Raw genomic sequence first — 24,443 nt, forward strand, 5'->3', positions numbered from 1 at the left:
AGCCGGCAGTAGGAGGTGACAATGCTATTCCTCGCCTTCAGCATGGGTCCGGATCGCTACTTGATCGATGTCCACAAAATTGAAGAGGTGCTGCCCTATATCGACGTGAAAGTTCTTCCGGGTGCGCCAACTGGTGTGGTGGGTTTGGTCAGCTATAACGGAATACCCATCCCCCTGATCGATGTCACCCTTCTTGCGCTTGGCCGACCATCGGAGCGCCTATTGAGCACCCGGATCGTTGTGACGCGCTATCCGGCGGATGATGGCGAGCGACGCCTGCTGGGGCTGATCGCGGAACGGGTGACGGATACGATCGAGCGAGACCCGGCCGATTTCGCGCCGTTCGGACTGGAACCAGGAACCCCGCCCTATCTTGGGCCGGTGGCTTCCGATGGTTTGGAGATCATTCAGTGGGTCAAAGTGGAAGCGCTGCTTTCGGAAGAGATTCGTACCGCTTTGCTCCGCCAGGCGGCAATAGGTGATCAATGACCGGAGCAATAGAAAAGCTCCTGACGGAAACCATTGGACTGGACAGTGCCAGCGTTGGTCCGACAGTGGTTCGTCAGGCGGTCAGAGAACGGATGGAAGCATGCCGGATAACCAACCCTCAGGCCTATAGGCACCACTTGGCCGGTTCCTCGCAGGAGCTGCAGGAGCTGATCAATGCGGTGGTGATCCCAGAGACCTGGTTCTTTCGCGACCGAGAAGCGTTCACGATGCTGGCGCGGCATGCGCGCGCGCACAAGCCTGCTCAGCCGATAAGAATCCTAAGCCTGCCATGTTCAACCGGCGAAGAGGCTTACTCGGTCGCCATGGCCATGTTCGATGCCGGCTTTGAGGCGCATGAGTTCAAGATCGATGGCGTGGACGTCAGCAGCCGCAATATCGCGACGGCTGAACACGCCATCTATGGCCGCAATTCGTTTCGCGGCAGCCATTTAGAATTCAAGGATCGCTATTTCGAAGCGGCCGAGGGCGGGTTGCGGCCTGTTGCTGGGGTGCTGAAACAGGTTCGGTTCATGGTAGGAAACTTGTTCGGTTCTCACGCGCCTTTCGGGCAAGAGGTCTATGACATCCTGCTTTGCCGCAATTTGCTGATCTATTTCAATCGAGAGCTGCAGGATCGCGCATTGATCTGCCTGAAGGACCTGCTGGCCAAAGACGGACTTCTTCTGGTCGGTCCGGCGGAAGCAGCTCTTCCAAGGGTGCATGGCTTTCTTTCCGCTGAATGGCCATTGGCCTTCGCCTTTCTGAAATCGGAGCCCGTCAAGACCACGGCGCCGAAGGTTTCGGCCGCCGTCCCGGTGCGGACGCCAAGCCCTAAGGTCAACAAGACCGAGCCTCTTCGTCCGTTCCGACCGACAATTGGCAATGAAGGCCGCGGGCAGGCTCCGGCCAAGCCGCTTGCACACGCCTCGGAAAGCCTCATCGCGGTTGAACGGATCGCCAATGCAGGACGCGTAAAGGAGGCACAGGAGGTCGCCCTGGCGCATCTCAGGGAGTTCGGTCCTTCCGCAGAAATCTTCTACCTGCTGGGCCTCGTCCAGGATGCGGATGGTTCTGCACCCGAAGCCGCGCAAAGTTATCGCAAGGCGCTCTATCTCGCGCCAAATCATCGAGAAGCTCTTGTCCACCTGGCCTTGCTGCTTAGCAAGCAAGGCGACCATAACGGCGCCGAGGCGCTGGCCGGCCGGCTGGGTCGGGTCCAGAAAAGGAGCGGCAGTTGATGGCGGCTTCGACAAGGATCGCCCAGCCGGTGGAGGAGATCGAAATCAACGACTGCTGGCGGCAAATAGGCGTACGGGGTGACAAGTCATGTCCGCTACTAGAGCAGCATCTCCACTGCCGCAATTGCCCGACCTACAAGAAGATCGCACGACGCCTCCTCGACCGTGCAGCTCCCTCGGCATCTCGCGACGAATGGCCTGACAACGCTGGTCGTGCAGGGATCGATTCGGCAGACAACGACGCGCTGCAGACGGCCGTTCTCTTCCGTTTGGGGGAGGAATGGCTGGCACTTCCAGTCGGTATTTTTCATGAAGTGGCTGAATCTCGTCGCGTTCATTCACTTCCACATCGCAGGAACAGTGCACTGCTCGGCATTGCGAATGTCCGTGGTGAATTGCTCATTTGCCTTTCCCTGGCCGAATTGCTCGGGATAGACGAGCGCAAGGAAGGGGAACAAGGCACACGAACCAAGGTATTTCGCCGCCTTGTCGTGGTAGGCGAGCGCGACAAGCGGGTTGCTTTTATGGTTGATGAGATCCACGGCTTACATCGGTACCAGGAACGCGACACTCTCGCTGTTCCGGCCATGATTGGGAAGGCACTGTCTGCCGCTACGGTTGCCGTGCTGCCATGGCAAGGACGAGCCGTTGGCTGTCTCGATCCACGACAACTGCTCACGATGCTGGATCGGAGCATCGCATGACAGATGAAGACTTCAGCCAGGTTTCGATGCTCAGCCTCTTCCAGGCCGAACTGGAGATGCAGTCACGGGCTCTGACCTCTGGACTTCTGGCACTCGAACGCGATCCTATCGCCGCCGACGCCCTAGAAGCATGCATGCGTGCCGCGCATTCCCTGAAAGGAGCTGCCCGCATCATCGACCTGATGCCCGCAGTCAAAGTTGCAAATGCGATGGAAGACTGCCTGGTCGCAGCGCAACGCGGGCATCTGAGGGTGCGACGGGAGCATATAGACGCGCTTCTGCAAGGTTCTGACCTTTTGAAATTGATCGCATCGGGATCATCGAGCGAGAGCGCCAACTCAGAAGTCGAAACCTTTCTCGCGAAGTTCGAGGGGTTGTCCCTCCCCAGGCAAAGCCCGGGCCCCAAGATTCTGCAGCTGATTTCGCAACTCCAGATCATGCCCAGGAGCAACTGGCGACGACCTCTTCAGCGAACCTCCTCGTTGGGGCGGTGCCGCAAGCCCACGACAGCATCGGCTCTGATAGAATGGTTCGGGTGACGGCAGACAGCCTGAACCGATTGCTCGGGCTGGCTGGCGAGTCGCTGATGGAAGCTCGGCGGCTCAGGCCATTCGCTGACGGGCTGCTACGGCTGAAGCGACTTCAATCGGACCTCGCAAGTGCATTCGACAATCTTCATGCAGCGCTGCCGCCGGTTTCAAACGATGCGGCGGTGGTGGAGGCGCTGGCTGAAGCGCAGCGAAAGCTTCGGTTGAGCCAAGCGTTCCTGGCGGAGCGTTTCGATGAGTTGGATTCAGTGGATCGGAAAGCGACCGATCTTGCCAACAGATTGTACGACGAAACGTTGGCGAGCCGGATGCGGCCTTTTGAGGACGGCGTGCGACACTATGCGAGAATGATCCGCGACCTCGGTCGTACCCTTGGCAAGCGGGTGCGACTGGAGATCGTAGGCGGCTCGACCGGCATCGACCGCGATATCCTCGAGCAGCTCGATGCCCCTTTGGGGCACCTTCTGCGCAACGCTGTAGACCATGGGCTTGAACCGCCTGAGGAGCGCCTCGCGATGGGCAAACCCGAAGAGGGGCTCATCAGGCTCGAAGCGAGGCACAATGCCGGGCTGCTGCAGATAGCCGTGGTGGACGACGGCAGGGGGATAGAGCTCTCGAAGCTGCGCGAGACCGTCGTCGCCCGGCAACTTGCAACCAGGGAAAGTGCTGAAACACTCAGCGAAAGCGAATTGCTCGCATTTCTGTTTCTGCCAGGCTTTTCCATGAAAGCGGGCCTTACCGACGTCTCAGGTCGCGGTGTGGGGCTCGATGCAGTGCAAGCCATGACGAAGGAAGTCCGGGGAGTCGCAAGCGTCTCCTCAGAATTTGGCCACGGAACCCGATTTCAACTGCAATTGCCGCTGACATTGTCGGTCCTGCGCACGCTGCTCGTCGATGTCGATGGAGAGCCCTATGCTTTTCCACTCGCTGCCATTTCCAAGACTTTGAAACTGCAGCGGACGGAGATCAACGTCCTGCAGGGCCGGCCGCATTTTCGATTGAACGATCGACAGATCGGGCTGGTCACCGCTCGCGAGGTGCTCGATCGAGGTGAGCCCGGATCGGAACCGAACGAACTATCGGTCGTCGTCGTGGATGCGGGTCGGGGCGATGCGTACGGCCTGATCGTTGACCGTTTTCTCGGGGAACGCGAGTTAGTGATCAGACCTCTCGATCCACGGTTTGCCAAGATCAAGGACATCAGCGCAGCGGCCCTGATGGAAGACGGTTCGCCTGTTCTGATCTTCGACGTCGACGATCTGATCCGATCGGTGGAAAAGCTTGCATCGTCCAGCGGATTTCGAGCTCTTCGGCGCGCCGCGGGCGGTCCCGAAGCGAGCAGGCGCAAGCGCGTGCTCGTGATTGACGATTCACTGACGGTTCGCGAACTCCAGCGCAAGATGCTCGGCAATTACGGTTATGAGGTCGAAGTGGCGGTAGACGGCATGGACGGGTGGAATGCCGTCCGGTCTGGTCCTTTCGATCTCGTCGTTACCGACATCGACATGCCTCGCATGGATGGCATCGAGCTGGTGAGTTTGATCAGAAAGGACGCTGATCTCAAGAACACACCCATTATGATCGTTTCATACAAGGATCGGGAAGAAGATCGCGCGCGCGGGCTCGACGCAGGTGCGGACTATTATCTGACCAAGAGTAGTTTTCAGGACGAGGCGCTGATCCATGCCGTCGTGGACATGATTGGCGAGGCGGCTGAATGAGATCGAGATTGGAAGCCAGCGAATGAGAATCGGCGTAGTTAACGACATGCCGATGGCGGTTGAACTTCTGCGTCGACTGGTTCTGTTGACCGGCGAACATCAGGTCGCGTGGATCGCGACTAATGGGCGTGAGGCGGTCGAGGTCTGCAGACGTGATCTGCCGGATCTGATACTCATGGATCTAGCGATGCCAGAGATGGACGGCGTGGAAGCGACGCGCAGAATCATGGCGGAAACCCCGTGCTCAATCTTGCTGGTGACCGCCAGTATCGAAGCCAACCTCGCCGGCGTCTACGAAGCAATGGGTCATGGCGCGCTTGACGCAGTCGATATTCCGTCAGTGGGCATCGAAGGCAACGCGTCCTCGCAATCCGCCCGGCTTTTGACGAACAAGATACGAACGATAGGCAAGTTGATCGGCGATGCGCCTACCCAGGCAAAAAGGCGGATGTCACGTGCGGCTGAGCCGTCAACTCGACACGTGATAGCAATCGGCGCCTCTGCGGGCGGGCCGGCTGCCGTTGCCGCAGTCCTGAGCGCGTTTCCCGTTGATTTTCGCGGCGCGATTGTGCTTGTCCAGCATCTCGATGCTCAGTTCGTTCCAGGCCTTGTTGATTGGCTAGGGCAGCATACGCGTCTCCCGATCCGTCCGGCGGGGGAAAGGGATAGTCCACAAGCGGGCACCGTTCTCGTTGCCAGTTCTGCGGATCATCTGGTTTTCAAGTCAGCTCAGCAACTTGGCTATACGCCCAGCCCCAAGGACAATGTTTATCGGCCGTCGGTAGATGTGTTCTTCGAAAGTGCGGCGCAATGGTGGCCTGGCTCGGTGATTGGTGTTCTGCTCACAGGCATGGGCAGGGATGGTGCGCGCGGGCTGAGACAGCTCCGTGACAAGGGACATCTCACAATCGCGCAGGATAGAGCAACAAGTGCCGTCTATGGCATGCCGAAGGCCGCCGCCGACATCGGCGCGGCTGTTGATATTCTTCCTTTGGGTGCGATCGGCTCACGTATAATCGAAGCCTGCGAGCGCTCCACGTGAAAGGCCCCTTCCGATGACGCAAGAACCAGAGTTGGTCCCGCCACTCGCAGATAACTATTCATCCATGGTTCTGCTCATCGATGATCAGATCATGGTTTGCGAGGCGGTCAGGCGCGCCCTAGCCAACGAGCCCGATATTTCCTTACACTTCTGCACCGACCCGTTGAGAGCGATGACGGTCGCGGATGAGGTAAAGCCAACCGTCATCCTGCAGGATCTCGTCATGCCCGGGGTGGATGGGCTACATCTGGTGCGAGAATACAGGAAGCATGCGTCGACACGCGCGGTTCCAGTCATTGTGCTGTCGAGCAAGGAAGATCCAGCCACCAAGGGCGAAGCCTTCGCTGCGGGCGCGAACGACTATCTCGTCAAACTGCCGGATCGTATCGAGTTGATTGCACGCATTCGATATCACACGCGGGCCTATCTGGATCACGTCCAGCGAGACTCGGCACACCGAGCGCTGAGGGAAAGCCAGCGACAGCTGATCAGTGCAAATCTAGAGCTTGAACGTCTGACGCGGATCGATGGCCTGACAGGTCTCGGTAACAGGCGCTATTTTGACGAATATCTGGCGGCTGAATGGAAACGCGCTTTTCGCGCACAGTCCCCACTGTCGCTGTTGATGATCGATGCCGATAACTTCAAACGATACAACGATACCTATGGCCATATGGCCGGCGACGATGTGCTGAAGCAAATCGCCCGCGTAATCCAGAGCGGTTCCGGCCGCTCCACCGATCTCGCTGCGCGGTACGGAGGCGAAGAGTTCGTCATCGTGCTGGTCGACACCATACTGGAACAATCCAGTGCGATCGCCGAGCGGCTCGTCCAGAGCGTGCGAGAGTTGAACATACCCCACGGCCCGGATCGCGTGACCATCAGCGTCGGCGTCGCAACAGCGGTGCCCACCGAGAACGAGACGCCAAACGATTTCGTCAATGCCGCCGATTTGGCTCTGTTTCGTGCCAAATCGGAAGGACGAAATCGTGTTGCGCTTCATATGTCCCGCAGCTAGAGAAGCTCACATCTCAGTCAACGAAGCGCGCCCTGTTCGATTTGAGGACGACCTTGGCGAAGTCGGGCATCTCGAGACCTTGCCGCACCAGGCCATCAAGAGTTTTCTCAGCCGCCCTGATGGCGGAGAGCCGGGCCAGCACAGTCTCAGCCTCCAGGCGAGGCACCACGGCGACACCGTCGCGGTCGCCGACCAGTATGTCTCCCGGCGAGATAGTCACTCCTCCCAGCACCACCGGGAATCCGACCGTGCCTGGACCATTTCGCGCAGGCGAATTCGCAATGACCCCGGCACAGTAAACCGGCAACCCGACCGCCTCGATCCCGACAACGTCGCGCACCAGACCGTCAGTGATGAAGCCGGCGACCCCCTTGTTGCGCGCCATGCCGAGCACGAGATCGCCAGCTACCGCGGTACCGGCAAAGCTGTCGGTGGCCGCGACGATGACATCGCCACTTGCTGCGGCATCCAGTGCTCCAAACAGGGCGAGGTTGTCGGCGGGACCGCAGTGACAGGTCACGGCGACGCCGACCATCGTCGCAGTAGCTGGCGACAGTGGCTTGATCGCATAATGCAAGGCGCCGCGTCCCCCCATCGCGTCTACGACCTGGCTAACCGGCACGCCCGCAAAAGCACTGATGATTTCTGCTGCGGGCCGTTCGAAACGGCGCTTGATGGTGAGCAGTGGTGGGTCTTCAATCATGTAGCGGCCCCATTCCCTGAACGAACGAAATACAGTCCGGCCCGAGGTCGCGCAGGCTCCGCGCGCCCATCAGTCCCATGACGCGGTCGATCTCCTTGCGGTAGAGTTCGAGCACGTGGCGTACCCCCTCCTCGCCGGCGACCGCGAGCCCCCACAACTGCGGCCGCCCGATCAGACAGCACGAGGCGCCGAGCGCCAGGGCCTTGACGACGTCAGAGCCTCGCCTGATGCCGCCGTCGATAAGCACTGGTACGCGGCCGGCGACAGCCGCGACAACTGCCGTCAACGCGTCCAGGGATGCGGCGGCGCCGTCAAGCTGACGTCCCCATGATTGGATACGATGATGCCGTCGATTCCTCGGGCTACAGCCTCGGCGGCTTCGCTGGGATGCAGGACGCCTTTCAGCAACAACGGTCCGGACCAGACAGTGCGCAGCCAGTCGACATCGGCCCAGGAGAGTCCGGGATCGAGCATTGCGGCCATTCGGCCCGCCAATGCACCGACCGTCGCCGTATCTCCGGGGCGCGCGTAGTTGCCGAAAGTCAGTTTCGGGAGTCGGGTGCGCATACGAAGAAGCCACGCCGCCTTGGTGGCGGCCGCGAGGGTTCCGGCCACACCGAAGCGCGGCGGGATGGCAAAACCGTTGCGGATGTCGCGTTCACGGTTGCCAAGCATCTGGTTATCAATGGTGAGCACCAGCGCGTCGTAGCTTGAGGCACGCGCCCGATCCACCATTTCTCGGGTGAAGCCGCGATCGGTATAGACGAACACCTGCATCCACCGTGGGCTACTTCCGGTGGCTGCTATATCCTCCAGCGTGCAGACCGATCCGTGGCTGGCGCAGTAGAATGTCCCTGCGGCCGCTGCGGCTCGGGCGGCTGCGCGCTCGCCGTCGGGCCAGAACAGCCCAGCCAGGCCGGTTGGCGCGATGCCCAGCGGGATGGCAAGTTTCGCGCCGAAGAGGTCAAGGGAAAGGTCTCGCGTCGTTGCACCGTTGAGTGGTCGCGGCAGAATGGCAACCTCGTTAAAAGCTTGCTCGTTCCGGCGCAGCGTTCGCTCATCCTCGGCACCGCCATCGGCGAAGTCGAACACCGGGCGTGGCAAAGTCCGCCGCGCGGCGACGCGGACCGCGGCCACGCTGTACAGGCACTTCAACGCCGCCATCGAAGCGGACGATGCCGCACCGCCGGCACCGCGGTCATCGCCTGTGTTTGAGGCGGACGAGGAGCTACTCACGGTTGCTTTCCGCCGATGCGACCATGATGCGTCGGTCCACCGCCTCCCGGAACACGCACGCAGGAGAGTGTTCCCTCAAAGGAGGGATCGCTGCCGGTCGCCAGCACGCCGGCATTTGTCACCCAAAGCATCTCGCCCGAGAAGACGCAGTTGGTCGTTGCCTGGCCGCAGACGAAGAAACCCTCCGCTGTGCCGTTGGGCTTCAGAACGTGAATGCCGTTGGCGGCAATATCCGTGACATAAAGGCGGCCATCGGCTCCGACCTTCAGCCCGTCCGGGATCGGATTGGCCCCAGGCAAGCGGCCCAGGTCTTCGACGGAACCATCCGGACGCTGCCGCTTGACGCGCCCCGTATAGGACTCCCCCCAAATGATCGAGCCGTCGGCTTCGATCGCCACACCATTGGGGAAGGTCGGCTTGTCGAAACCGAGAGCAAGGTAAGCACTGCCATCGGGGTTGACGGCAAAGATGTAGCTTGGGTCCGGATTCCCCGGGTTGTATGTGCCGGGATCGCTGAAGATGAGCCGGCCGTCAGCAGCAAATACAAGATCGTTTGGCCCATTGAGCCGAATGCCCGCGACTTCGCTCAGCAGGATTTCCGGCTTTCCGCCTTCGGCAACCCGCTGGATCGATGGCGTCGTCATGTCCGCGGCCCGCCAAGGTCCGGTCGTGCCGCCGTTCTGGCAGACATAGAGCAGGTCATCCGATCCGAGAACGCAGGCGTTGGGCGCTCCGGCAACATACGCGAACTGGCGAGCACTTCCGTCGCGATCTATGGCCGTCAGCTGGCTGCGATAGCTTTCGACGATGACAATTCGGCCATCGGGCAGCACCGTCGGGCCCTCGGGCCAGCCAAGGCCGGTCGCGACAACCTCGACGGCCAGCTTTTCAACCTCGTTCATCGTGCGACCCCCAGAACGGCAGCCTATCAAGATTTGTCGGGTATAATCCAGCCTGGCGGTCTCCGGACCCGGCGACTCAAAGATAGCTTGGCTGACGTGCGCGTTGCTGGCCCCCCCTAAGCCGCCCCCCCCCGGCGCCGGTGAACCCCGACGGGCGGAGGCCTATGGCTACAGCGCGAGCCGATCGGTGTCTACATAGCTCGGTAGCACTGGCTTGCTCCTCCAGGTTGGGTGGCAGGATTAGGTGCTGCTGAGGCCAGCGTGCCAGGAACAAGTGCAGGTGGAGAAGGTTGAATCTCAGTTCCTCTCCCTCTAACACTCACAAAGTCCAATAATTCTCTGCTCCGCTGCCAGGCGCTCTGGAGCCCGAGCGTTTGCAGGGCGTGCGTGTGGCCAAAAGCTGGGGAGCGCCGCAGCGCCCAGGCGTGCAAATTGCTCTCTGAACGCCGATCCTTCTCCGAAGCTGGGGAGTAGCCCCAAAATCCAACAGCAATATCATGCCTCAACGGCGGTTTTGCCACTGCCAGTTTTGCGGTTCGCTCGCCTGTCAAAAGGGACAGTCTTTCGGGTCACGATCCGGAGTGGGTTTGCCAAGGCTCCCGGAATCGAGGTGGCCCACTTTTGCGTCGGGGCTCCGCCACTCTTCAGATCAACAGCAACCAGCACCAATACGCACCAATCACCATTTGCACAGCGAACGCGGTGAACCTGAGACTGACCGCGAGTTGGCTGGTTGAGACGAGGTGGATCACCGACTGCACTATACGTGCGCCTAACATCGTGGAGGCCAAGGGATCCGTGACATCTGTCTTTGAAATGATGATCGCGACTCCGAGCAGACCTCCGAAGATTGGAAGCCCTTCAATGCAGTTGGCGTGGGCACGGGCTAACCTCCGCATAAACGGGGAGAGGGCTCCGTTATCTGGCGTAAAGCCGTTTGCCGGGACTTGCCCAGAGATCACCAGGTAGCTCCGGATAACTTCCATCACGATCAGCAGGGCCAGCGCCCACGAGATGAAGCCAGTCAATGCGTAAGCACTCGCCGACATGTGCCCTCCCCGTTGCTAGCACTCTAGGTCGTTGTAGCCGATCAACTAGTCTAATGCTATTCGACGAGGAGGGGCGGCCTGTAGTGGGGCCGAAACGGAATAGCAGCTTTTGGACGTTGTGCCCGGAATAGCTGCCGTTCAGCCAATCAGCAGGATTGACCGCTTTCGCCCTTTAGCGACCCTTCCGCGCCAGATCAGTCGATGCTTGAAGCTGCCATTCGCCGAGTGAAAGCGGCGTCGAGCATGGTCAGAAAGGCGCGCACGGCGGGGTTGGCGCGTCGGCTTGCCGGCCAGAGCACGGTGACATTGTTTCGCTCGACCGCGAACGTGGACAGCACTGGGACCAGTTCGCCGCGCTTCACATAGGGAGCCGCCATGAAGGAGGCGCCTATGCCTATCCCACCGCCGGCTGCCAGCATGATGAGCACGGCATCGCTCGCATCGGCGACCACACCGGAATTGGGCACGATCTCGATTTCACGGTCGCCAATCCGGAAGGGCCAGCGAAAGGCCTGGCCTGTGCTCTGATATCGAAGGTTGACGGTGTCGTGCCCTTCCAGGTGATCGGGATGGGTCGGTGTGCCGCGTTCCTCGAGATAGGCTGGCGAGGCGAAGCAGCAAAGCCGATGGGGTGCGAGCTTGCGTGATAGTAGCCGGGTGTCAGCCAGATCACCGATGCGTATGGCGACATCGATCCCTTCCTCGATCATGTCCACCAACTGGTCACCCAGCCTGAGATCGACGATCAGGTTCGGATGGAGCCGACGGAAAGCCGGTAAAGCCGGAGCAATCAGGTGGAGTCCGATCGGCAGCGACGCGGCCACGCGCAACGTGCCCGATGGTTCGGAGCGCGCGGTCATTGCCGCCTGCTCGATTTCCTCCGCCTCGCGTAGCAGACGCAGCGCGCGCTCATGCAGGTCGCGCCCTTCGGGCGTGAAGGTGAGCGAGCGCGTTGTACGGGTAAACAGCGACACTCCTAAATGCCGCTCGAGCCGCTGGACGCTCTTGCTGACCGCCGACGGGGAAATCGACAGCGCGCGCGCCGCTGCCGTGTAGCTGCCCAGCGATCCCGCACGCGCGAAGGCGATGATGCCAGTGAGCCGATCCAAAGTGATATGTTCCGCCATGGCATTACTTAACCGCCATCGGCACCGATTATCAACCGGCGGTCATGCCGCTAGATTCGCTCCAATGACATGGATGAGCGGAGATTTCACCAATGAGCGATAAGATGAAGGCAGTCCGTCTGCACGCATTCGGTGGTCCCGAGATGCTGGTGTACGAAGACGCGCCTAGGCCGGGTGTGAAGCCCGGCGAGGTGCTTGTCCGAGTCCAGGCGGCCGGGCTTAATCCGCCCGACTGGTATCTGCGGGATGGCTATCGCGCATTGCCGCCAGAATGGCGACCCAACGCGTCCTTCCCACTGATTCTCGGCACGGACGTGTCGGGCGTCATTGAAGCGGTTGGCGCTGACGTCGCTGAGTTCAGCATCGGGGACGAGGTCTACGCAATGGTTCGCTTCCCCGATAACTTGATGACGGGTAGCAATGCCTACGCGCATTATGTCAGTGTGCCGGCATCGCATGTTGCGTTGAAACCAGCCGGCATCGACCATATTCATGCGGCTGGTGCGCCGATGTCGCTTCTGACGGCATGGCAGTTCTTGATCGAACTCGGCCACGACGAGCCGAATCCGTTCCAGCCCTTACCGCATGAGCCGGTGCCCCTCGACGGCAAGACGGTGCTCATCAATGGTGCCGGAGGCGGTGTCGGGCATCTGGCCGTCCAGTTGGCGAAATGGCGGGGCGCGCGCGTCATCGCGGTGACATCGGCCAAGAACGAGGCGCTGATGCGCGATCTCGGCGTGGATCAATTCATCGACTACAAGACAACCGCGGCGGAAGATGTCGTCCGAGACGTCGACCTTGTCCTCGACGCGGTGGGCGGCGCGGACATGGAGCGCTTCTTCCATGTTCTGAAGCCGGGCGGCGCGCTGTTCCTGGTCAACCCACTGGGCTTCGCTGGTCACGAAGAGACAGAGAGGCTGGGGATCACGGTCTCATCCACACAGGTTCGATCCAATGGCGCGCAGTTGGCAAAAGCCGCCCGCCTGCTCGACGACGGCCTTGTGCGTGTCGTCATCGACAGCACATTCCCGCTGGCCGAGGCATCGCGCGCACATGAGCGCGCCGCCGACGGCAGTATTCAAGGCAAGATCGTGCTGGCCGTCTGAATTGTTGCTTTCAGTCCGACCGACCATCGGGAGTGCAGACGATCGGGCGGGATTACGCCGTTTAGCCGACGAAGACCACCGACCGACGTCCGGCTGAATCGTGCTCGACTACAAGTGCCGCGATGGCTGCCGCGATCTTCGCGCCGCCTTGCACTGACGGTTCGATAGGATTGGCGAAGTCCGCGTCCTCATTCGATACCAAGCGCAGGTCGACGAGCGGCAAACCGCGCGAGAACGCCGCCCGGGTGATGACGTCGTTGAGGACCGTCAGGGCAGTTGCGGCAAGTCTACGACGCTGTTGGTCGGGAAAGCGCGCCTCGTAGATCGTGCAGACAGCGGTGGGTAGGTTTTGGCCCAGCGCCCCCTCGAGCATCGTACAGTAGTCGTGCTCGAATTCCTCCCGGATATCGCTGATCCTGTCCAGAACCTCGGCCACCGAACAGGCCCCCTGCTCCAGAATCCCTGCATGACGAAGAGCATCATTGCCACCGACGCTGACGACAAGATGGCTAGCATCCTGGGGGAGCCGTTCAAGCTGCCGCTCGACGCCGCTTGTGACGGCGCCGTCGACGGCGTTTAGCGTTGCACGCCACCCCTCCGGCAACCGCTCCCGCAGCTGCCGCACTACGTCGGGCCCGTGCGCGACATAGGCAGCGTTGTCAAAGATCGAATCCCCGAGAAGGACGACGTGTGGCATCGGATGCTCCGTTGAGGCCTCTGCCAATGCTGCATCAGCAGAGGAGGTAAGGTGGTGGGTTGTGACCGCGGCAGCGAGCACGGTCAGGAGATCACGGCGAATCAGGCCACCTACAGAACGGAACGGCATCTCAGCCGTCCAGGAACGCCAGAAGCGCGGCATTCACCGCGCTGGCCTCTTCGCGCTGTACCCAATGCGTCGCCTTCTCGAACGTCTGCAGGCCCCGATCGTTGCAAAGGGCCAGACTGCGCTCGGCCAGGCCATATTCCAGAGCTTGGTCCTGCATCCCCCACAGCACAAGGGTCGGCGTCGTGATCCGCTCCTTCAGGCTTGGGCGGAAGCGCAGCGCCCGATACCAGTTGAGCATGCCGGTCAGCGCCCCCGGCCGTTCCCAGGCCTGCCGATACTCTGCGATTTCCTCCGCCGTGAAGGCATCTGTTCGGCTGGATTTGATGAGCGCCCGTGCCAGCAGAGCCGAGCGCCCCGCCCCCAGAAAAGCCTCCGGCAGCAAGGGGAACTGGAAGAAGGCCGCATAGCTGCTCCGCAGGAACTGGGTCGGAGATCGCAAGGAATGGGCAAGCAGCACCTCGGGATGGGGCGCGTTCAGGATGACGAGCCTTTCCAGGCGGTGCGGCAGCTTTGCGCCTGCGGCCCAGGCGACGATACCGCCCCAGTCATGACCGACGAGGTGAAACCTTCCGATGCCGAGCGCGTCGGCGATGGCAACGACATCGCCGACGAGCTTGGGGAGCGTGTATTCACGGATGGCTTTCGGCTTGTCACTGGTGTTGTAGCCCCTCTGGTCGGGAACGATGACCCGGAATCCGGCGGAAGCGAGCGCATCGATCTGCCGTCTCCAGCCGATCCAGAAGTCGCCGGGAGCAGTCTGTCCCGGTCCAACCGCTAGGCTGGCAGCAGCGGAGGCGTCGATCAAAGTGAATACCTCGCGGAGTTGACGAGGAGTTCTGATAGGCAAGTTTCAATTTCGCGCTTTTTCCCGCAAATTCGAGAGCGTAAGGAATTGAATCAGTCGTTGATTAATCAGGCGTTTTCGCCGGCCTGTCACGCCGGAGGTCGCGGGTTCGAGCCCCGTCACTCGCGCCATTTCTCCTCAGGAGAAATGTGGCATAATCGTCTAGAATCATGATCTTGCATGAGGCAATTCAGATCCGGTCGGATCTGAATTCGATCTCTCCCGCAACGACGTCACCCCTTGGCCAGCAGCGCCTCGACCTCATGCAGCGTCGGCATGGATGGCGCCGTACCCGGCCGCGTCACCGAAATGCCGGCGACGGCGCAGGCGAAGCGGACGGCTTGCAGCGGCTCCACGCCTTTGGCGAGTGCGGCGGCCAGGCCGCCATTGAAGGCATCGCCCGCACCGGTGGTTTCGACCACCGGGCCGGCATTGACCACCGGGACATGGTCGGACCGAGCGGCCGTGTGCAGCAGCGCGCCTTTTTCGCCGAGCGTGATGATGACCGAGCCGACGCCTTTTTTGAGCAGGCTGTCGGCGGCGCGGCGAGCGTCGTCGATCGAAGAAACCTTGATGCCGGTCAGTTCCTCGGCCTCGGTTTCGTTGGGGGTCACATAGTCGCACAGCGTGTAGATGCGGTCCGGCAGCTTGGCCGCGGGCGCCGGATTGAGAATGGTGGTCACCCCTGCCCCGCGCGCGATCTCGAGTGCGCGCAGTGCCGCGTCGATCGGCTGTTCGAGCTGGGTGACGAAGACGCCGGCTCCACGGATCAGGCCGGCATTGGCCTCGATGTCTTCAGACGAGATCAGCATCGCCGCACCCGGGCTGACGATGATGGCGTTGTTGCCGGTCGTCTCCTCGATGAAGATATAGGCCGCGCCGGTATAGCTTTGCGGCGTGTCGATGACGGCGGATTTCACGCCCGCCTCTGCCCAGGTCGCCTTGGCCATGTCGGCGAAAGCATCGACGCCAAGCCGGGTCAGGAAAGTGATGTCGGCGCCGAGCTTGCCTGCCGCCACCGCCTGGTTCGAGCCCTTGCCGCCAGGTCCCAGCTTGAAGGAATTACCAAGAATGGTTTCACCCATGCGCGGCTGTCGATTGGCCCGGTAAGCGGTGTCGGCGACGAAAACGCCCAGAATGACGACAGGTTTGCCCGACGCCATGGCCCTACTCGGCGTCCGGCGGCACGACGCCCTTGCGAAAGGCGAAGCAGCCATAGAAGCGGCGCTCGCCGGTCTGGATGACGCAATAGGCTTTCTTGGCGCGCTCGTAGAAGGCGTAGCGCTCGACCGAGATCATCGGCCAGGCCTTGCCCTCGGCCTTGTCGATCTCCTTTTGCACCTCTTTTTGCACCGGCGGGATCTCGTCCGGCTTGCCGACGATCTCCATGCGCGCGGCCGCATCGTCGACGAAAGTGTCCAGCGGATAGAGCGACAGCACCGCCTTGACCACATCGGCCGCCGAGGCGTCGATGTGCAGCAGCTTGCCGAGCACGGTCTGCTTTGCCACCGAATCGGCGGGGAAATTGGTGTCGGCGATGATCAGATCGTCGCCGTGTCCCATTGCCCTGAGCGCCTGGAGCACATCGGCATTGAGCAATGGGTTGATCCCTTTGAGCATGGCAGTCCTCGTCAAACAGGTTTGGTCAAAGTCGATTGGAAATCAGAGCCGGTTGCCGGTCTCGGCGTCGAAGAGATGGACCTGGTCGAGGCGCGGCTTGAGATTGAGCGTGTCGCCGGGCTTGAAGTCGTGGCGCTCGCGAAACAGCGCCACCATCTCGCCGCTGTCGCCGAAGCGCACGAAGACCAGCGTTTCGGAACCCGTGGGTTCGACCACCGAGATCTTTGCCGGCACGCCGTCGGGATGGATTTCGAGATGCTCGGGCCGCACGCCATAGACCACGGCCTGGCCCTCCTTGGCGGCGCTGCCGGCAGCAATCGGGAACAGCGTGCCTGCTATCTCGACCTTGTCGCCCTTGCGCACCACGCCTTTGAGCAGGTTCATCGACGGCGAGCCGATGAAGCCGGCGACAAACAGATTGGCCGGCCGGTCGAACAATTCCAATGGCGCGCCGACCTGCTCGATACGGCCATCGCGCATGACGACGATCTTGTCGGCCATGGTCATGGCCTCGATCTGGTCGTGGGTGACGTAGATGGTGGTGGTCTTCAGCCGCTGGTGCAGTTCCTTGATCTCGGTGCGCATCTGCACGCGCAGCTTGGCGTCGAGATTGGAGAGCGGCTCGTCGAACAGGAAGACCTGCGGATTGCGCACGATGGCGCGGCCCATGGCGACGCGCTGGCGCTGGCCACCGGAGAGCTGGCGCGGATAACGTTTCAGGTACGGATTGAGGTCGAGAATGTCGGCGGCGCGCTTGACCCGCTCGGCGACCACGGCCGGATCGGTCTTGCGCAGCTTCAGCGCAAACGCCATGTTCTGCTCCACCGTCTTGTGCGGATAGAGCGCGTAGTTCTGGAACACCATGGCGATGTCGCGCTTGGCCGGCGGCAGATTGTTGACGATGCGCTCGCCAATGGCGATCGTGCCGCCGGAGACGGTCTCCAGCCCGGCCACCATCCTGAGCAGCGTGGACTTGCCGCAGCCCGACGGGCCTACCAACACCACGAACTGGCCATCGGCGATATCGACGCTGACCTCGTGCAGGACCTTGACGGTTCCGAACGCCTTGGCCACATTGCTGATCGCGACTTGAGCCATCGTCCCCCCTTTTCTCGCGGTGAAGCTAGCCATTGCCAACGGCAAGGGCAAGTCGGTATGTTATCGATAAAAAGCCATTCGTGTTGACAAGGTAATCGATTACGCAAATATTAGCTGTTGCCAATCCGGCAGTCGGATTTTTATCCGAAAATCGGAGCTCCAGGCGACGCAGGGTGGGGTCCCACGTCCCCGTATGATAAAGGAGAACCGCCGACGTTTCGGCGTCGGAGGGATTGGCATTTAATTCACGACTGTTGTTCTGGGAGGAATAGATGAGAGTCGGTCTGTACGAAAAACTCGTCCGCGCGGGTGCCACCCGGCGTGACATACTCAAAGGCGCGGCCTCGATGGCCGCGATCGCCGCCGCATCGGGCGCTGGGCTCGGCGCTTTCACCCGCCCGGCTGAAGCCGCCAGCGAGCTACGCTCCAAAATTCTGCAGATCCCCGGCGTCGGCAAGGGTCAGCCGACGGATGCCGATTTCCAGAAGGTCGGCGAACTCTGCCTGGAAGCCACCAAGGCCAACGTCAAGGAAGGCGAATTCGCCGGCGTCGAGCTCACCTTCATGGGCCTCAACAACCAGAACCTGCACAATGTGCTGTTCCGCGGCTTCCTGAAGCCGTGGGAGGCCTATACCGGCGCCAAGATCAGCTGGATCGACCTGGCGCAGGCCGACTACAATGCCCGCCTGCAGCAGTCGATCGCCACCGGCACCGTCGACTTCGACATCATCGAGATGGGCGCGCCCTTCGAAGGCGATGTCTGCGGCAAGGGCCTGACGTCCGAGATGCCCGACTGGGTCAAAGAGCAGATCGACATGAAGGATGTCGTGGCCTATCTGCAGCCGCCGGTCGGCACCTGGGACGGCAAGCAGTACCGGATCACCGTCGATGGCGATGCGCACAACTTCAATTACCGCACCGACGTTTTTGCCGATGCCGACCTCGCCAAGGCGTGGAAGGACGGCGGCGCGGCCACCGAATGGGGTGTGCCGAAGACCTGGCAGGAAGTCCAGGCCGTCACAAAATTCCTCAAGGGCAAGAAGTTCAAGGACCAGGACGTCTTCGGCTATCTCGATGCGCCCAAGGCCTGGGGCGGTTTCGGCTTCTACTTCCTCGGCAGCCGCGCCACCGCCTATGCCAAGCATCCCGACGACAAGGCCTGGCTGTTCGATGCCGACACGATGAAGCCGCGCATCAACAATCCGGCCTGGGTGCGCGCCATCCAGGACGTCATCGACGCGCTGCCGTCGGAGCCCGCCGACCAGATCAACGCCGACCCGAACACGACAGCCTTCCAGCAGTTCCTGGCCGGCACCGGTTCGATGGTCACCTGGTGGGGCGACGTCGGCTCCAACGTCAAGACCAATGATAGCTCGGTCATCGGCGACGTCACCGGCTTCTCGATCCTGCCGGGGTCCGACGACGTCTACAATGCCAAGACCGGCGCTTGGGACAAACTCGCCAGCGGCCCGAACTATGCGCCGAACTGCGCCTATCTCGGCTGGGGCGTCTACGTCATGGCCCGCGTCGATACTGACGAAAAGAAGAAAAAAGCGGCATGGTCGGCCGCCGCTCATCTCGGCGGCAAGGACCTGTCGATCTGGACGGCGATGTATCCGTCCGGCTTCCAGCCCTACCGCAACTCGCATTTCGACATTCCCGAATGGGTGGCGGCAGGCTACGACGAGGCGTTCATCACCTCGTATCTGAAGTCGGAAGCCGACAGCTACAACCATCCGAACGCGGCGATCGAGCCGCGCATCCCCGGCATCTTCCAGTATTATTCGGCTGCCGAGGACATTCTGGCCAACACATTCGCCGGCAAGATGAAGGCGCAGGAAGGCGCCGACGCCATTGCCGCGGCCTGGGAGAAGCTGACCGACCAGATCGGCCGCGAAAACCAGATCAAGCTCTACAAGGCCTCGCTCGGCGTGTAGGCTGATCCTATCGTGACAACAGGTCCGGCGGTGCAAGCCGCCGGACCTGACCGGCTCGGGCCGGTCGCAGGCTTGATTTTTTAAACGGACGGGGACGCGTGGCAGACCAGACCACCAATGCATGGCCGGCCAACGCCGGCCCAGCCGATCTGATCTCGCCGGCCCGCAAGCGGGCGGGTTTTGCCCTGATGGCGGCCGCCACGCTTGGCCTGCTGGCGGTGATCGCGTTTGAGATCCTCTACAAGAACGAGATCACCACGCTCGGCTTCGAGACCTGGCGTCCGATCGTCTACGCCTATGTTCTGTGGGGCGTGGCGCTCGGCATCGGCCAGGTGCTGACGCGCGGCGAGGACGGCCAGCGCGCGCTGTTCCTGCTGCCGGCGCTGCTGTTCACCATCGCCATGGTGATCTTCCCGACGCTGTTCGGCTTCTATATCGCGCTGACCGACTGGAACCTGTCGTCCTTTTCCGGCCGCAAGTTCAACGGGCTCGACAATTTCTGGCAGATGCTGGCCGATCCCTACTACCGCAACGCGCTGTTCAACATGGTGCTTTATGTGCTCGCCGTGCTGGTTGAGTATGTGATTGCCTTCGGCCTGGCGCTGCTGCTCAACGCGCAGATCCGGGCGCGCAAATTCTTCCGAGTCGTCTTCCTGATGCCGCTGATGCTGTCGCCGGTCGCGGTATCCTGGATGATCGGCAAATCGCTGATGGAGTACCGTTTCGGGCCGGCGGCGACGCTGGCGCGCCATCTCGGCTGGGAGAACCCCGCCTTCTTCTCCAACCCGATCACCGCCCGCATCTCGATCATGGTGCTCGACGCCTGGACCTTCATCCCGTTCATGATGATCATGCTGCTTGCCGGCCTGCAGGCGATGTCGCGCGACGTGCTGGAAGCGGCGCGCGTCGATGGCGCCACGCCCTGGCAGACTTTCTGGCAGGTCACCTTCCCGCTGATGCTGCCGGTGTCGGTCACGGCGGTGATCCTGCGCATCATCTTCAAGTTGAAGCTCGCCGACATCATCATCACCGTGACCTCCGGCGGGCCTGGCGGCGCCACCGATTCGGTGTCGAGCTTCATCTACCGCGAATACCGCGACCGCTCGAATGTCGGCTACGGCACCATGCTGGCGATGGCCTATCTCGTCATCATCGTCGTGTTCGTGACCTGGCTGTTGAAATTCGCCAATCGCTTCGTGCGCAACGTGAACTGACGAGGCACAATGAGCGTCCAGACCACCGACTATGCTGCCTCGGAAATCCGCTCACCGCTGGGTTTTCTGGCCAATCGCATCTTCATCTATGGCGCGCTGGCGTTCTGGGCCTTCATCTGCCTGTTCCCGATCTACTGGACCATCACCACCTCGTTCAAGACCGCGGTCGACGTCACGCAAGGACACCTCATCCCGTTCGTCGACTTCCAGCCGGACTGGAAGGGCTGGCGCTCGCTCGGCCTGTCGCCGGATTCGATCTTCCAGACCTCGACGGTGCGCGAGGAGTTTTTCAAGCGCTTCATGAATTCGGTCATCACCTCGGTCGGCGCGTCGAGCCTCGCCATCGTCATCGGCAGCCTCGCCGCCTATGGGCTGACCCGCTACCGCTATCAGTTCGCCTGGTTCAAGAACGAGGACATCTCCTTCTTCTTCCTGTCGCAGCTGATCCTGCCGCCGGTGGTGCTGGCCCTGCCCTTCCTGGTGCTCTACCGGGAAGTCGGTCTGCTCGACACACGCATCGGCCTGATCCTGCTCTACACGCTGATGGTGCTGCCGATCGTCATCTGGATCATGCGCGACCAGTTCAACTCGATCCCGGTCGAGCTCGAGGAGGCAGCGCTGGTCGACGGCCTCTCGATCTGGGGCGCTTTTTTCCGCATCGTCATGCCGATTGCGCTGCCGGGCATGGTCGCCGCTTTCATCCTGGCGATGGTGCTGTGCTGGAACGAGTATTTTTTCGCCGCGCTGCTGACCTCGACCGACGCCAAGACCATCCCGGTCATGGTGGCGAGCCAGACCGGCTCGCAAGGCATCAACTGGTGGTCGATGGCGGCGCTTGCCACCGCCGCGATCGCACCGCTGGCGGTCATCGGGATTGCGCTTGAGCGGTATCTGATCATGGGCATGACGGCGGGCGCGGTGAAGTAGGGCGCCCTCTTCTCCTTCTCCCCTTGTGGGAGAAGGTGGATCGGCGCGCAGCGCCGAGACGGATGAGGGGTGTTCCAGCGGAGTGAGACGTTGGCGTTCCCTGGAACACCCCTCATCCGACCTCGCTTCGCGAGGCCACCTTCTCCCACAAGGGGAGAAGGAAGAACCCCCGCTAGCGCCCCAATATCGACCTGAGATGATCCAGGATCATCTCAACGCCTTTCTGCCCCAACTCCGCAGAAGCCTCCGGCGCGCTCGCCGTGTACCAGCTCGTGTTGTCCGCGAAATGCCCTGCATCGACCGCTTCCGGACACAGCGCCAGCATCAGCGACGTCTCGCCGATGCCGGCGTGATCGAACGGATACTTCCCGTTCATGGCAGCCGACATTAGCGGGTGCACCTGCACCCAGTTGAAGAAATTCTCGCCGGCGGCGTGCCCGGCATAATAATCGGCCATCTCGTCTGAGCCCCACCAGCCCTCGCCGCGCTGCTTCTCGAGGAAGCGGAAAATCGCCTGGCGGCCGGCGGCCTTGAAGGCGAGATCGGTCGGCATGCCGGCGGCAAAGTTCTCGGTCTGGTGGTGGATGATGGCGTTGATGTTACGAAAGCCGATGCGCAGCAGGCTGTAGAACAATTCTTCGGCGAACGGCGCCAGCTGGTTGCCGCCGACCTGCACCGAGCCGTTGCCTTCAGGTGCTGCCACCACATAGCTCGCCGCACCGTAGTAGAAAGCCGGCAGGATGACGATGTCGGCCTCCTTCTCGTAGAGCTCCAGCGTCTTGACGACGGCCAGCGTGTCCATGCCGACGGCCATGTGCTCGCCGTGATATTCGAGCACGCCGAGCGGGAGAGCGACCGGCCAGTTCTCGGCGATCGCCTTGCGGATCTGGTGCGGCAACATCAGTTCGTAGCGCATGATCTATTCCATGTTGGTGTGGCGGGTGCGCATGGCCTCGGACGACTGGCCGGTCAGCGCCTTGAGCTTCAGCACCATCACCTCGAACAGCAGGAACAGCGCCCCTTCGAAGACCGAGCCCATCGGCAGCAGCGATGTCTTTTGTGGCCCCTGGTCACGCGCCATGGTCTGCGCCGGGATCAGCAAGGTGAAGTCGGCAAGCGCGACCGCACTACTGCCTGCCTCGGCGGTGAGCAAAAGCACGGTGGCGCCGGCCTGGCGGGCGACTTGCATCAAGGTAAGCACCGTCGTCGTCTCGCCCGGGCCGGAACTGACCAGGAAGACATCGGCTGGGCGAAGCGGTGGCGTGTTCATGTCGCCGACCACCGACACCTCAAGGCCAAGGTGATAGAGGCGCATGGCGAAACCCTTGAGCTGCAACGCCTCGCGGCCGCAGCCATAGACGACGATCTTTTGCGCGCGGGCCAGGGTTTCGCAGGCGGTGTCGATGCCGGCTTCGTCGACGCGCGCCAGTACGGCGCCCAGCTCTTGCAGGGCGGTCGAAAACATATCCGAGCCGGCATTCGTCATGAGAGTCCCATCTGTCCGGCTGGGTTTGTGGCCGGTGATTTCGGGTTGCGCGCTTTCGGAAAAAGGCTTGTTTTTGTTCATGCTATCACCGCGAAAATGCCTGTCCAACGGCCATGGCGGCTTTTGCTGAGCCAGCGGCGTGATAGTGTCATGTCAGACAATCAATCCAGGAAATCAGCACGACATGAAGACACGGCATTTCGACCGCATCGGCAATGGCGGCCTCGACTTCACCGAGCTTGGCTTCGGCAGCGCGCCGCTCGGCAACCTTTACCGCGCCGTCCCCGACGCGGATGCCAACGCCACGCTGGAGGCGGCGTGGGCGACCGGCTGCCGTTACTACGACACCGCGCCGCTCTATGGCCTGGGCCTTGCCGAAACACGGCTCAATGCCTTCCTGCGCGGCAGGAAGCGCGACGATTATGTGCTGTCGAGCAAGGTCGGTCGCCTGTTGCGCGCCTGCCCGCCGGAGGAACGAACCGGCATCGGCAAGTTCTTCGACACACCGACGCGCAAGGAGGTCTACGACTACAGCTACGACGGCGTCATGCGCTCGTTCGAGGCGTCGCTGGAACGGCTTGGCGTCGACCGCATCGACATCCTTTTCGTCCATGACCTCGACATCTTCACCCATGGCAGCAAGGAGGCGTCAGACCAGCGCATCGAGGAATTCATGGCCTCGGGCTACAACGGACTGGTTGCGCTGCGCGACCAGGGCGTGATCAAGGCCTTCGGCGGCGGCATCAACGAATGGGAGGTTTGCCAGACGCTGGCGGAGCGTGGCGACTTCGACCTGTTCCTGCTGGCCGGGCGCTACACGCTGCTGGAACAGGAAGCGCTTGCCACCTTCCTGCCGCTCTGTGAGCAACGCGGCATCGGCATCGTTCTCGGCGGTCCTTACAATTCCGGCATCCTGGCGACCGGGCCGAAGCCAGGCGCCTATTACAATTACTCCGAGGCGCCAAGGGACATCATGGATCGCGTCGGGCGCATCGAGGCCGTCTGCCAGCGCCATGGCGTCAGGCTGATCGAGGCGGCGCTGCAGTTTCCGCTGCTGCACCCTTCCGTGGTGTCGGTCATCCCCGGCGGCCAGCGGCCGAGTGAAGTCGAAAGCAACCGCGCCCTGCTCGATGCCAAGCTGCCTGCGGCGCTGTGGGCGGACCTCAAGCAGGAAGGCCTGATGCGCGCGGATGCGCCGGTGGGCTGAAGGCTCGCCTCAGCGGGCTGACGGCCTGCCGCCATCGAGGCAAAAGAAAAGCCGGGCGAACCCGGCTTTTCAACATTCTCTGAAAAATTTTTAGTTGACCGCGTCCTTGAGGCCTTTGCCGGCCGAGAACTTCGGCACGGTACGCGCCGGAATCTTCACTTCCGCGCCAGTCTGCGGGTTGCGGCCAGTCGATGCCGCACGCTTGGAGACGGTGAAATTTCCGAAGCCGACGAGCCGTACATCGCCGCCCTTCTTCAGTTCGCCAGTGATGACGGAGAACACCGCCTCAACCGCCGACTGTGCGTCACCCTTCGAAATGCTCGCGGATTCAGCGACAGCGGAAACCAGTTCGTTCTTGTTCATAAAAATTCCCTTCCATGAGAAAACCGGAACTTTCGACT

The 24,443-nt window shown here is 61.7% G+C and carries 24 protein-coding genes and 1 pseudogene; 12 read left to right on the top strand and 13 right to left on the bottom strand.

What is annotated here, in order from left to right:
- Positions 1-21 precede the first annotated feature (21 nt).
- From NKL04_RS11415 to NKL04_RS11445, 7 genes are all read left to right on the top strand, one after another.
- On the top strand, positions 22-489 hold the full coding sequence (locus NKL04_RS11415; protein ID WP_023700505.1) for a chemotaxis protein CheW: 468 nt from the start codon (positions 22-24) through the stop codon (positions 487-489).
- On the top strand, positions 486-1,727 hold the full coding sequence (locus NKL04_RS11420; RefSeq protein WP_023700506.1) for a CheR family methyltransferase: 1,242 nt from the start codon (positions 486-488) through the stop codon (positions 1,725-1,727). The genes NKL04_RS11415 and NKL04_RS11420 overlap by 4 nt, the downstream gene beginning before the upstream one ends.
- On the top strand, positions 1,727-2,431 hold the full coding sequence (locus tag NKL04_RS11425; protein ID WP_023726879.1) for a chemotaxis protein CheW: 705 nt from the start codon (positions 1,727-1,729) through the stop codon (positions 2,429-2,431). Before NKL04_RS11420 ends, NKL04_RS11425 begins: the two co-directional genes overlap by 1 nt.
- Positions 2,428-2,970 (top strand): Hpt domain-containing protein, encoded by a 543-nt coding sequence (locus NKL04_RS11430; protein WP_352723725.1) that lies wholly within the window; start codon positions 2,428-2,430, stop codon positions 2,968-2,970. Before NKL04_RS11425 ends, NKL04_RS11430 begins: the two co-directional genes overlap by 4 nt.
- Positions 2,967-4,700 (top strand): hybrid sensor histidine kinase/response regulator, encoded by a 1,734-nt coding sequence (locus tag NKL04_RS11435; protein ID WP_352723726.1) that lies wholly within the window; start codon positions 2,967-2,969, stop codon positions 4,698-4,700. The genes NKL04_RS11430 and NKL04_RS11435 overlap by 4 nt, the downstream gene beginning before the upstream one ends.
- Before the next feature lie 22 nt (positions 4,701-4,722).
- Positions 4,723-5,742 (top strand): chemotaxis response regulator protein-glutamate methylesterase, encoded by a 1,020-nt coding sequence (locus NKL04_RS11440; RefSeq protein ID WP_023682287.1) that lies wholly within the window; start codon positions 4,723-4,725, stop codon positions 5,740-5,742.
- A gap of 64 nt (positions 5,743-5,806) precedes the next feature.
- On the top strand, positions 5,807-6,760 hold the full coding sequence (locus tag NKL04_RS11445) for a response regulator (protein WP_023669440.1): 954 nt from the start codon (positions 5,807-5,809) through the stop codon (positions 6,758-6,760).
- Positions 6,761-6,773: 13 nt separating this feature from the next.
- On the opposite strand, the gene NKL04_RS11450 is transcribed toward NKL04_RS11445, so the two are convergent.
- The 5 genes and pseudogenes from NKL04_RS11450 to NKL04_RS11470 all read right to left on the bottom strand — a co-directional run bounded on the left by NKL04_RS11450 (position 6,774) and on the right by NKL04_RS11470 (position 11,777).
- A complete protein-coding gene (locus NKL04_RS11450; protein ID WP_023700510.1) occupies positions 6,774-7,463 on the bottom strand; it encodes an RraA family protein in 690 nt (229 codons plus the stop codon).
- Positions 7,456-8,627, bottom strand: a pseudogene (locus NKL04_RS11455) (alpha-hydroxy acid oxidase). Before NKL04_RS11455 ends, NKL04_RS11450 begins: the two are co-directional and overlap by 8 nt.
- 68 nt (positions 8,628-8,695) lie before the next feature.
- Positions 8,696-9,601, bottom strand: coding sequence for an SMP-30/gluconolactonase/LRE family protein (locus tag NKL04_RS11460; protein ID WP_023700512.1), 906 nt, complete (start codon positions 9,599-9,601; stop codon positions 8,696-8,698).
- 644 nt (positions 9,602-10,245) lie between these two features.
- On the bottom strand, positions 10,246-10,650 hold the full coding sequence (locus NKL04_RS11465; RefSeq protein ID WP_023682292.1) for an MAPEG family protein: 405 nt from the start codon (positions 10,648-10,650) through the stop codon (positions 10,246-10,248).
- A gap of 194 nt (positions 10,651-10,844) precedes the next feature.
- Positions 10,845-11,777: a LysR family transcriptional regulator gene (locus NKL04_RS11470; protein ID WP_023700513.1), complete on the bottom strand. Its 933-nt coding sequence runs from the start codon at positions 11,775-11,777 to the stop codon at positions 10,845-10,847.
- A 92-nt stretch (positions 11,778-11,869) separates the two neighbouring features.
- Here NKL04_RS11470 and NKL04_RS11475 point away from each other — a divergent pair, with 92 nt between their 5' ends.
- The gene (locus NKL04_RS11475; RefSeq protein WP_023700514.1) at positions 11,870-12,883 is read left to right on the top strand and encodes an NADP-dependent oxidoreductase; all 1,014 of its coding nucleotides are present in this window, start codon (positions 11,870-11,872) and stop codon (positions 12,881-12,883) included.
- Between the two features lie 61 nt (positions 12,884-12,944).
- On the opposite strand, the gene NKL04_RS11480 is transcribed toward NKL04_RS11475, so the two are convergent.
- The 5 genes from NKL04_RS11480 to NKL04_RS11500 form a co-directional block, all read right to left on the bottom strand.
- Complete coding sequence (locus NKL04_RS11480) at positions 12,945-13,580, bottom strand: SGNH/GDSL hydrolase family protein (RefSeq protein ID WP_023700515.1); 636 nt, start codon at positions 13,578-13,580, stop codon at positions 12,945-12,947.
- Between the two features lie 130 nt (positions 13,581-13,710).
- The gene (locus NKL04_RS11485) at positions 13,711-14,514 is read right to left on the bottom strand and encodes an alpha/beta fold hydrolase (RefSeq protein ID WP_023700516.1); all 804 of its coding nucleotides are present in this window, start codon (positions 14,512-14,514) and stop codon (positions 13,711-13,713) included.
- A gap of 272 nt (positions 14,515-14,786) precedes the next feature.
- Entirely contained in the window at positions 14,787-15,716 is a 930-nt protein-coding gene (gene rbsK / locus NKL04_RS11490) for a ribokinase (RefSeq protein ID WP_023700517.1), read from the bottom strand.
- 4 nt (positions 15,717-15,720) lie between these two features.
- Complete coding sequence (locus NKL04_RS11495) at positions 15,721-16,173, bottom strand: RbsD/FucU family protein (RefSeq protein WP_023669431.1); 453 nt, start codon at positions 16,171-16,173, stop codon at positions 15,721-15,723.
- Positions 16,174-16,215: 42 nt separating this feature from the next.
- A complete protein-coding gene (locus NKL04_RS11500; RefSeq protein WP_023697414.1) occupies positions 16,216-17,271 on the bottom strand; it encodes an ABC transporter ATP-binding protein in 1,056 nt (351 codons plus the stop codon).
- Between the two features lie 272 nt (positions 17,272-17,543).
- Here NKL04_RS11500 and NKL04_RS11505 point away from each other — a divergent pair, with 272 nt between their 5' ends.
- The 3 genes from NKL04_RS11505 to NKL04_RS11515 all read left to right on the top strand — a co-directional run bounded on the left by NKL04_RS11505 (position 17,544) and on the right by NKL04_RS11515 (position 21,349).
- A complete protein-coding gene (locus NKL04_RS11505; protein ID WP_023669429.1) occupies positions 17,544-19,208 on the top strand; it encodes an ABC transporter substrate-binding protein in 1,665 nt (554 codons plus the stop codon).
- A 98-nt stretch (positions 19,209-19,306) separates the two neighbouring features.
- Positions 19,307-20,422 (top strand): carbohydrate ABC transporter permease, encoded by a 1,116-nt coding sequence (locus NKL04_RS11510; RefSeq protein ID WP_023689462.1) that lies wholly within the window; start codon positions 19,307-19,309, stop codon positions 20,420-20,422.
- A 9-nt stretch (positions 20,423-20,431) separates the two neighbouring features.
- Positions 20,432-21,349, top strand: a complete 918-nt coding sequence (locus tag NKL04_RS11515; protein WP_023669427.1) for a carbohydrate ABC transporter permease — start codon at positions 20,432-20,434, stop codon at positions 21,347-21,349.
- A 172-nt stretch (positions 21,350-21,521) separates the two neighbouring features.
- Here the strand turns inward: NKL04_RS11515 and NKL04_RS11520 are convergent, their stop codons facing one another.
- Both NKL04_RS11520 and NKL04_RS11525 read right to left on the bottom strand, forming a co-directional pair.
- On the bottom strand, positions 21,522-22,265 hold the full coding sequence (locus NKL04_RS11520; RefSeq protein WP_023700518.1) for a creatininase family protein: 744 nt from the start codon (positions 22,263-22,265) through the stop codon (positions 21,522-21,524).
- Positions 22,266-22,268: 3 nt separating this feature from the next.
- Positions 22,269-22,835: an SIS domain-containing protein gene (locus tag NKL04_RS11525; protein WP_023689464.1), complete on the bottom strand. Its 567-nt coding sequence runs from the start codon at positions 22,833-22,835 to the stop codon at positions 22,269-22,271.
- A 184-nt stretch (positions 22,836-23,019) separates the two neighbouring features.
- Here NKL04_RS11525 and NKL04_RS11530 point away from each other — a divergent pair, with 184 nt between their 5' ends.
- On the top strand, positions 23,020-24,042 hold the full coding sequence (locus NKL04_RS11530; RefSeq protein ID WP_023669424.1) for an aldo/keto reductase: 1,023 nt from the start codon (positions 23,020-23,022) through the stop codon (positions 24,040-24,042).
- Positions 24,043-24,132: 90 nt separating this feature from the next.
- On the opposite strand, the gene NKL04_RS11535 is transcribed toward NKL04_RS11530, so the two are convergent.
- Complete coding sequence (locus tag NKL04_RS11535; RefSeq protein ID WP_023669423.1) at positions 24,133-24,405, bottom strand: HU family DNA-binding protein; 273 nt, start codon at positions 24,403-24,405, stop codon at positions 24,133-24,135.
- Positions 24,406-24,443: the final 38 nt, after the last annotated feature.

The sequence above is a fragment of the Mesorhizobium sp. C264A genome, assembly GCF_040324515.1.
In the GTDB taxonomy this organism is placed as follows: domain Bacteria; phylum Pseudomonadota; class Alphaproteobacteria; order Rhizobiales; family Rhizobiaceae; genus Mesorhizobium.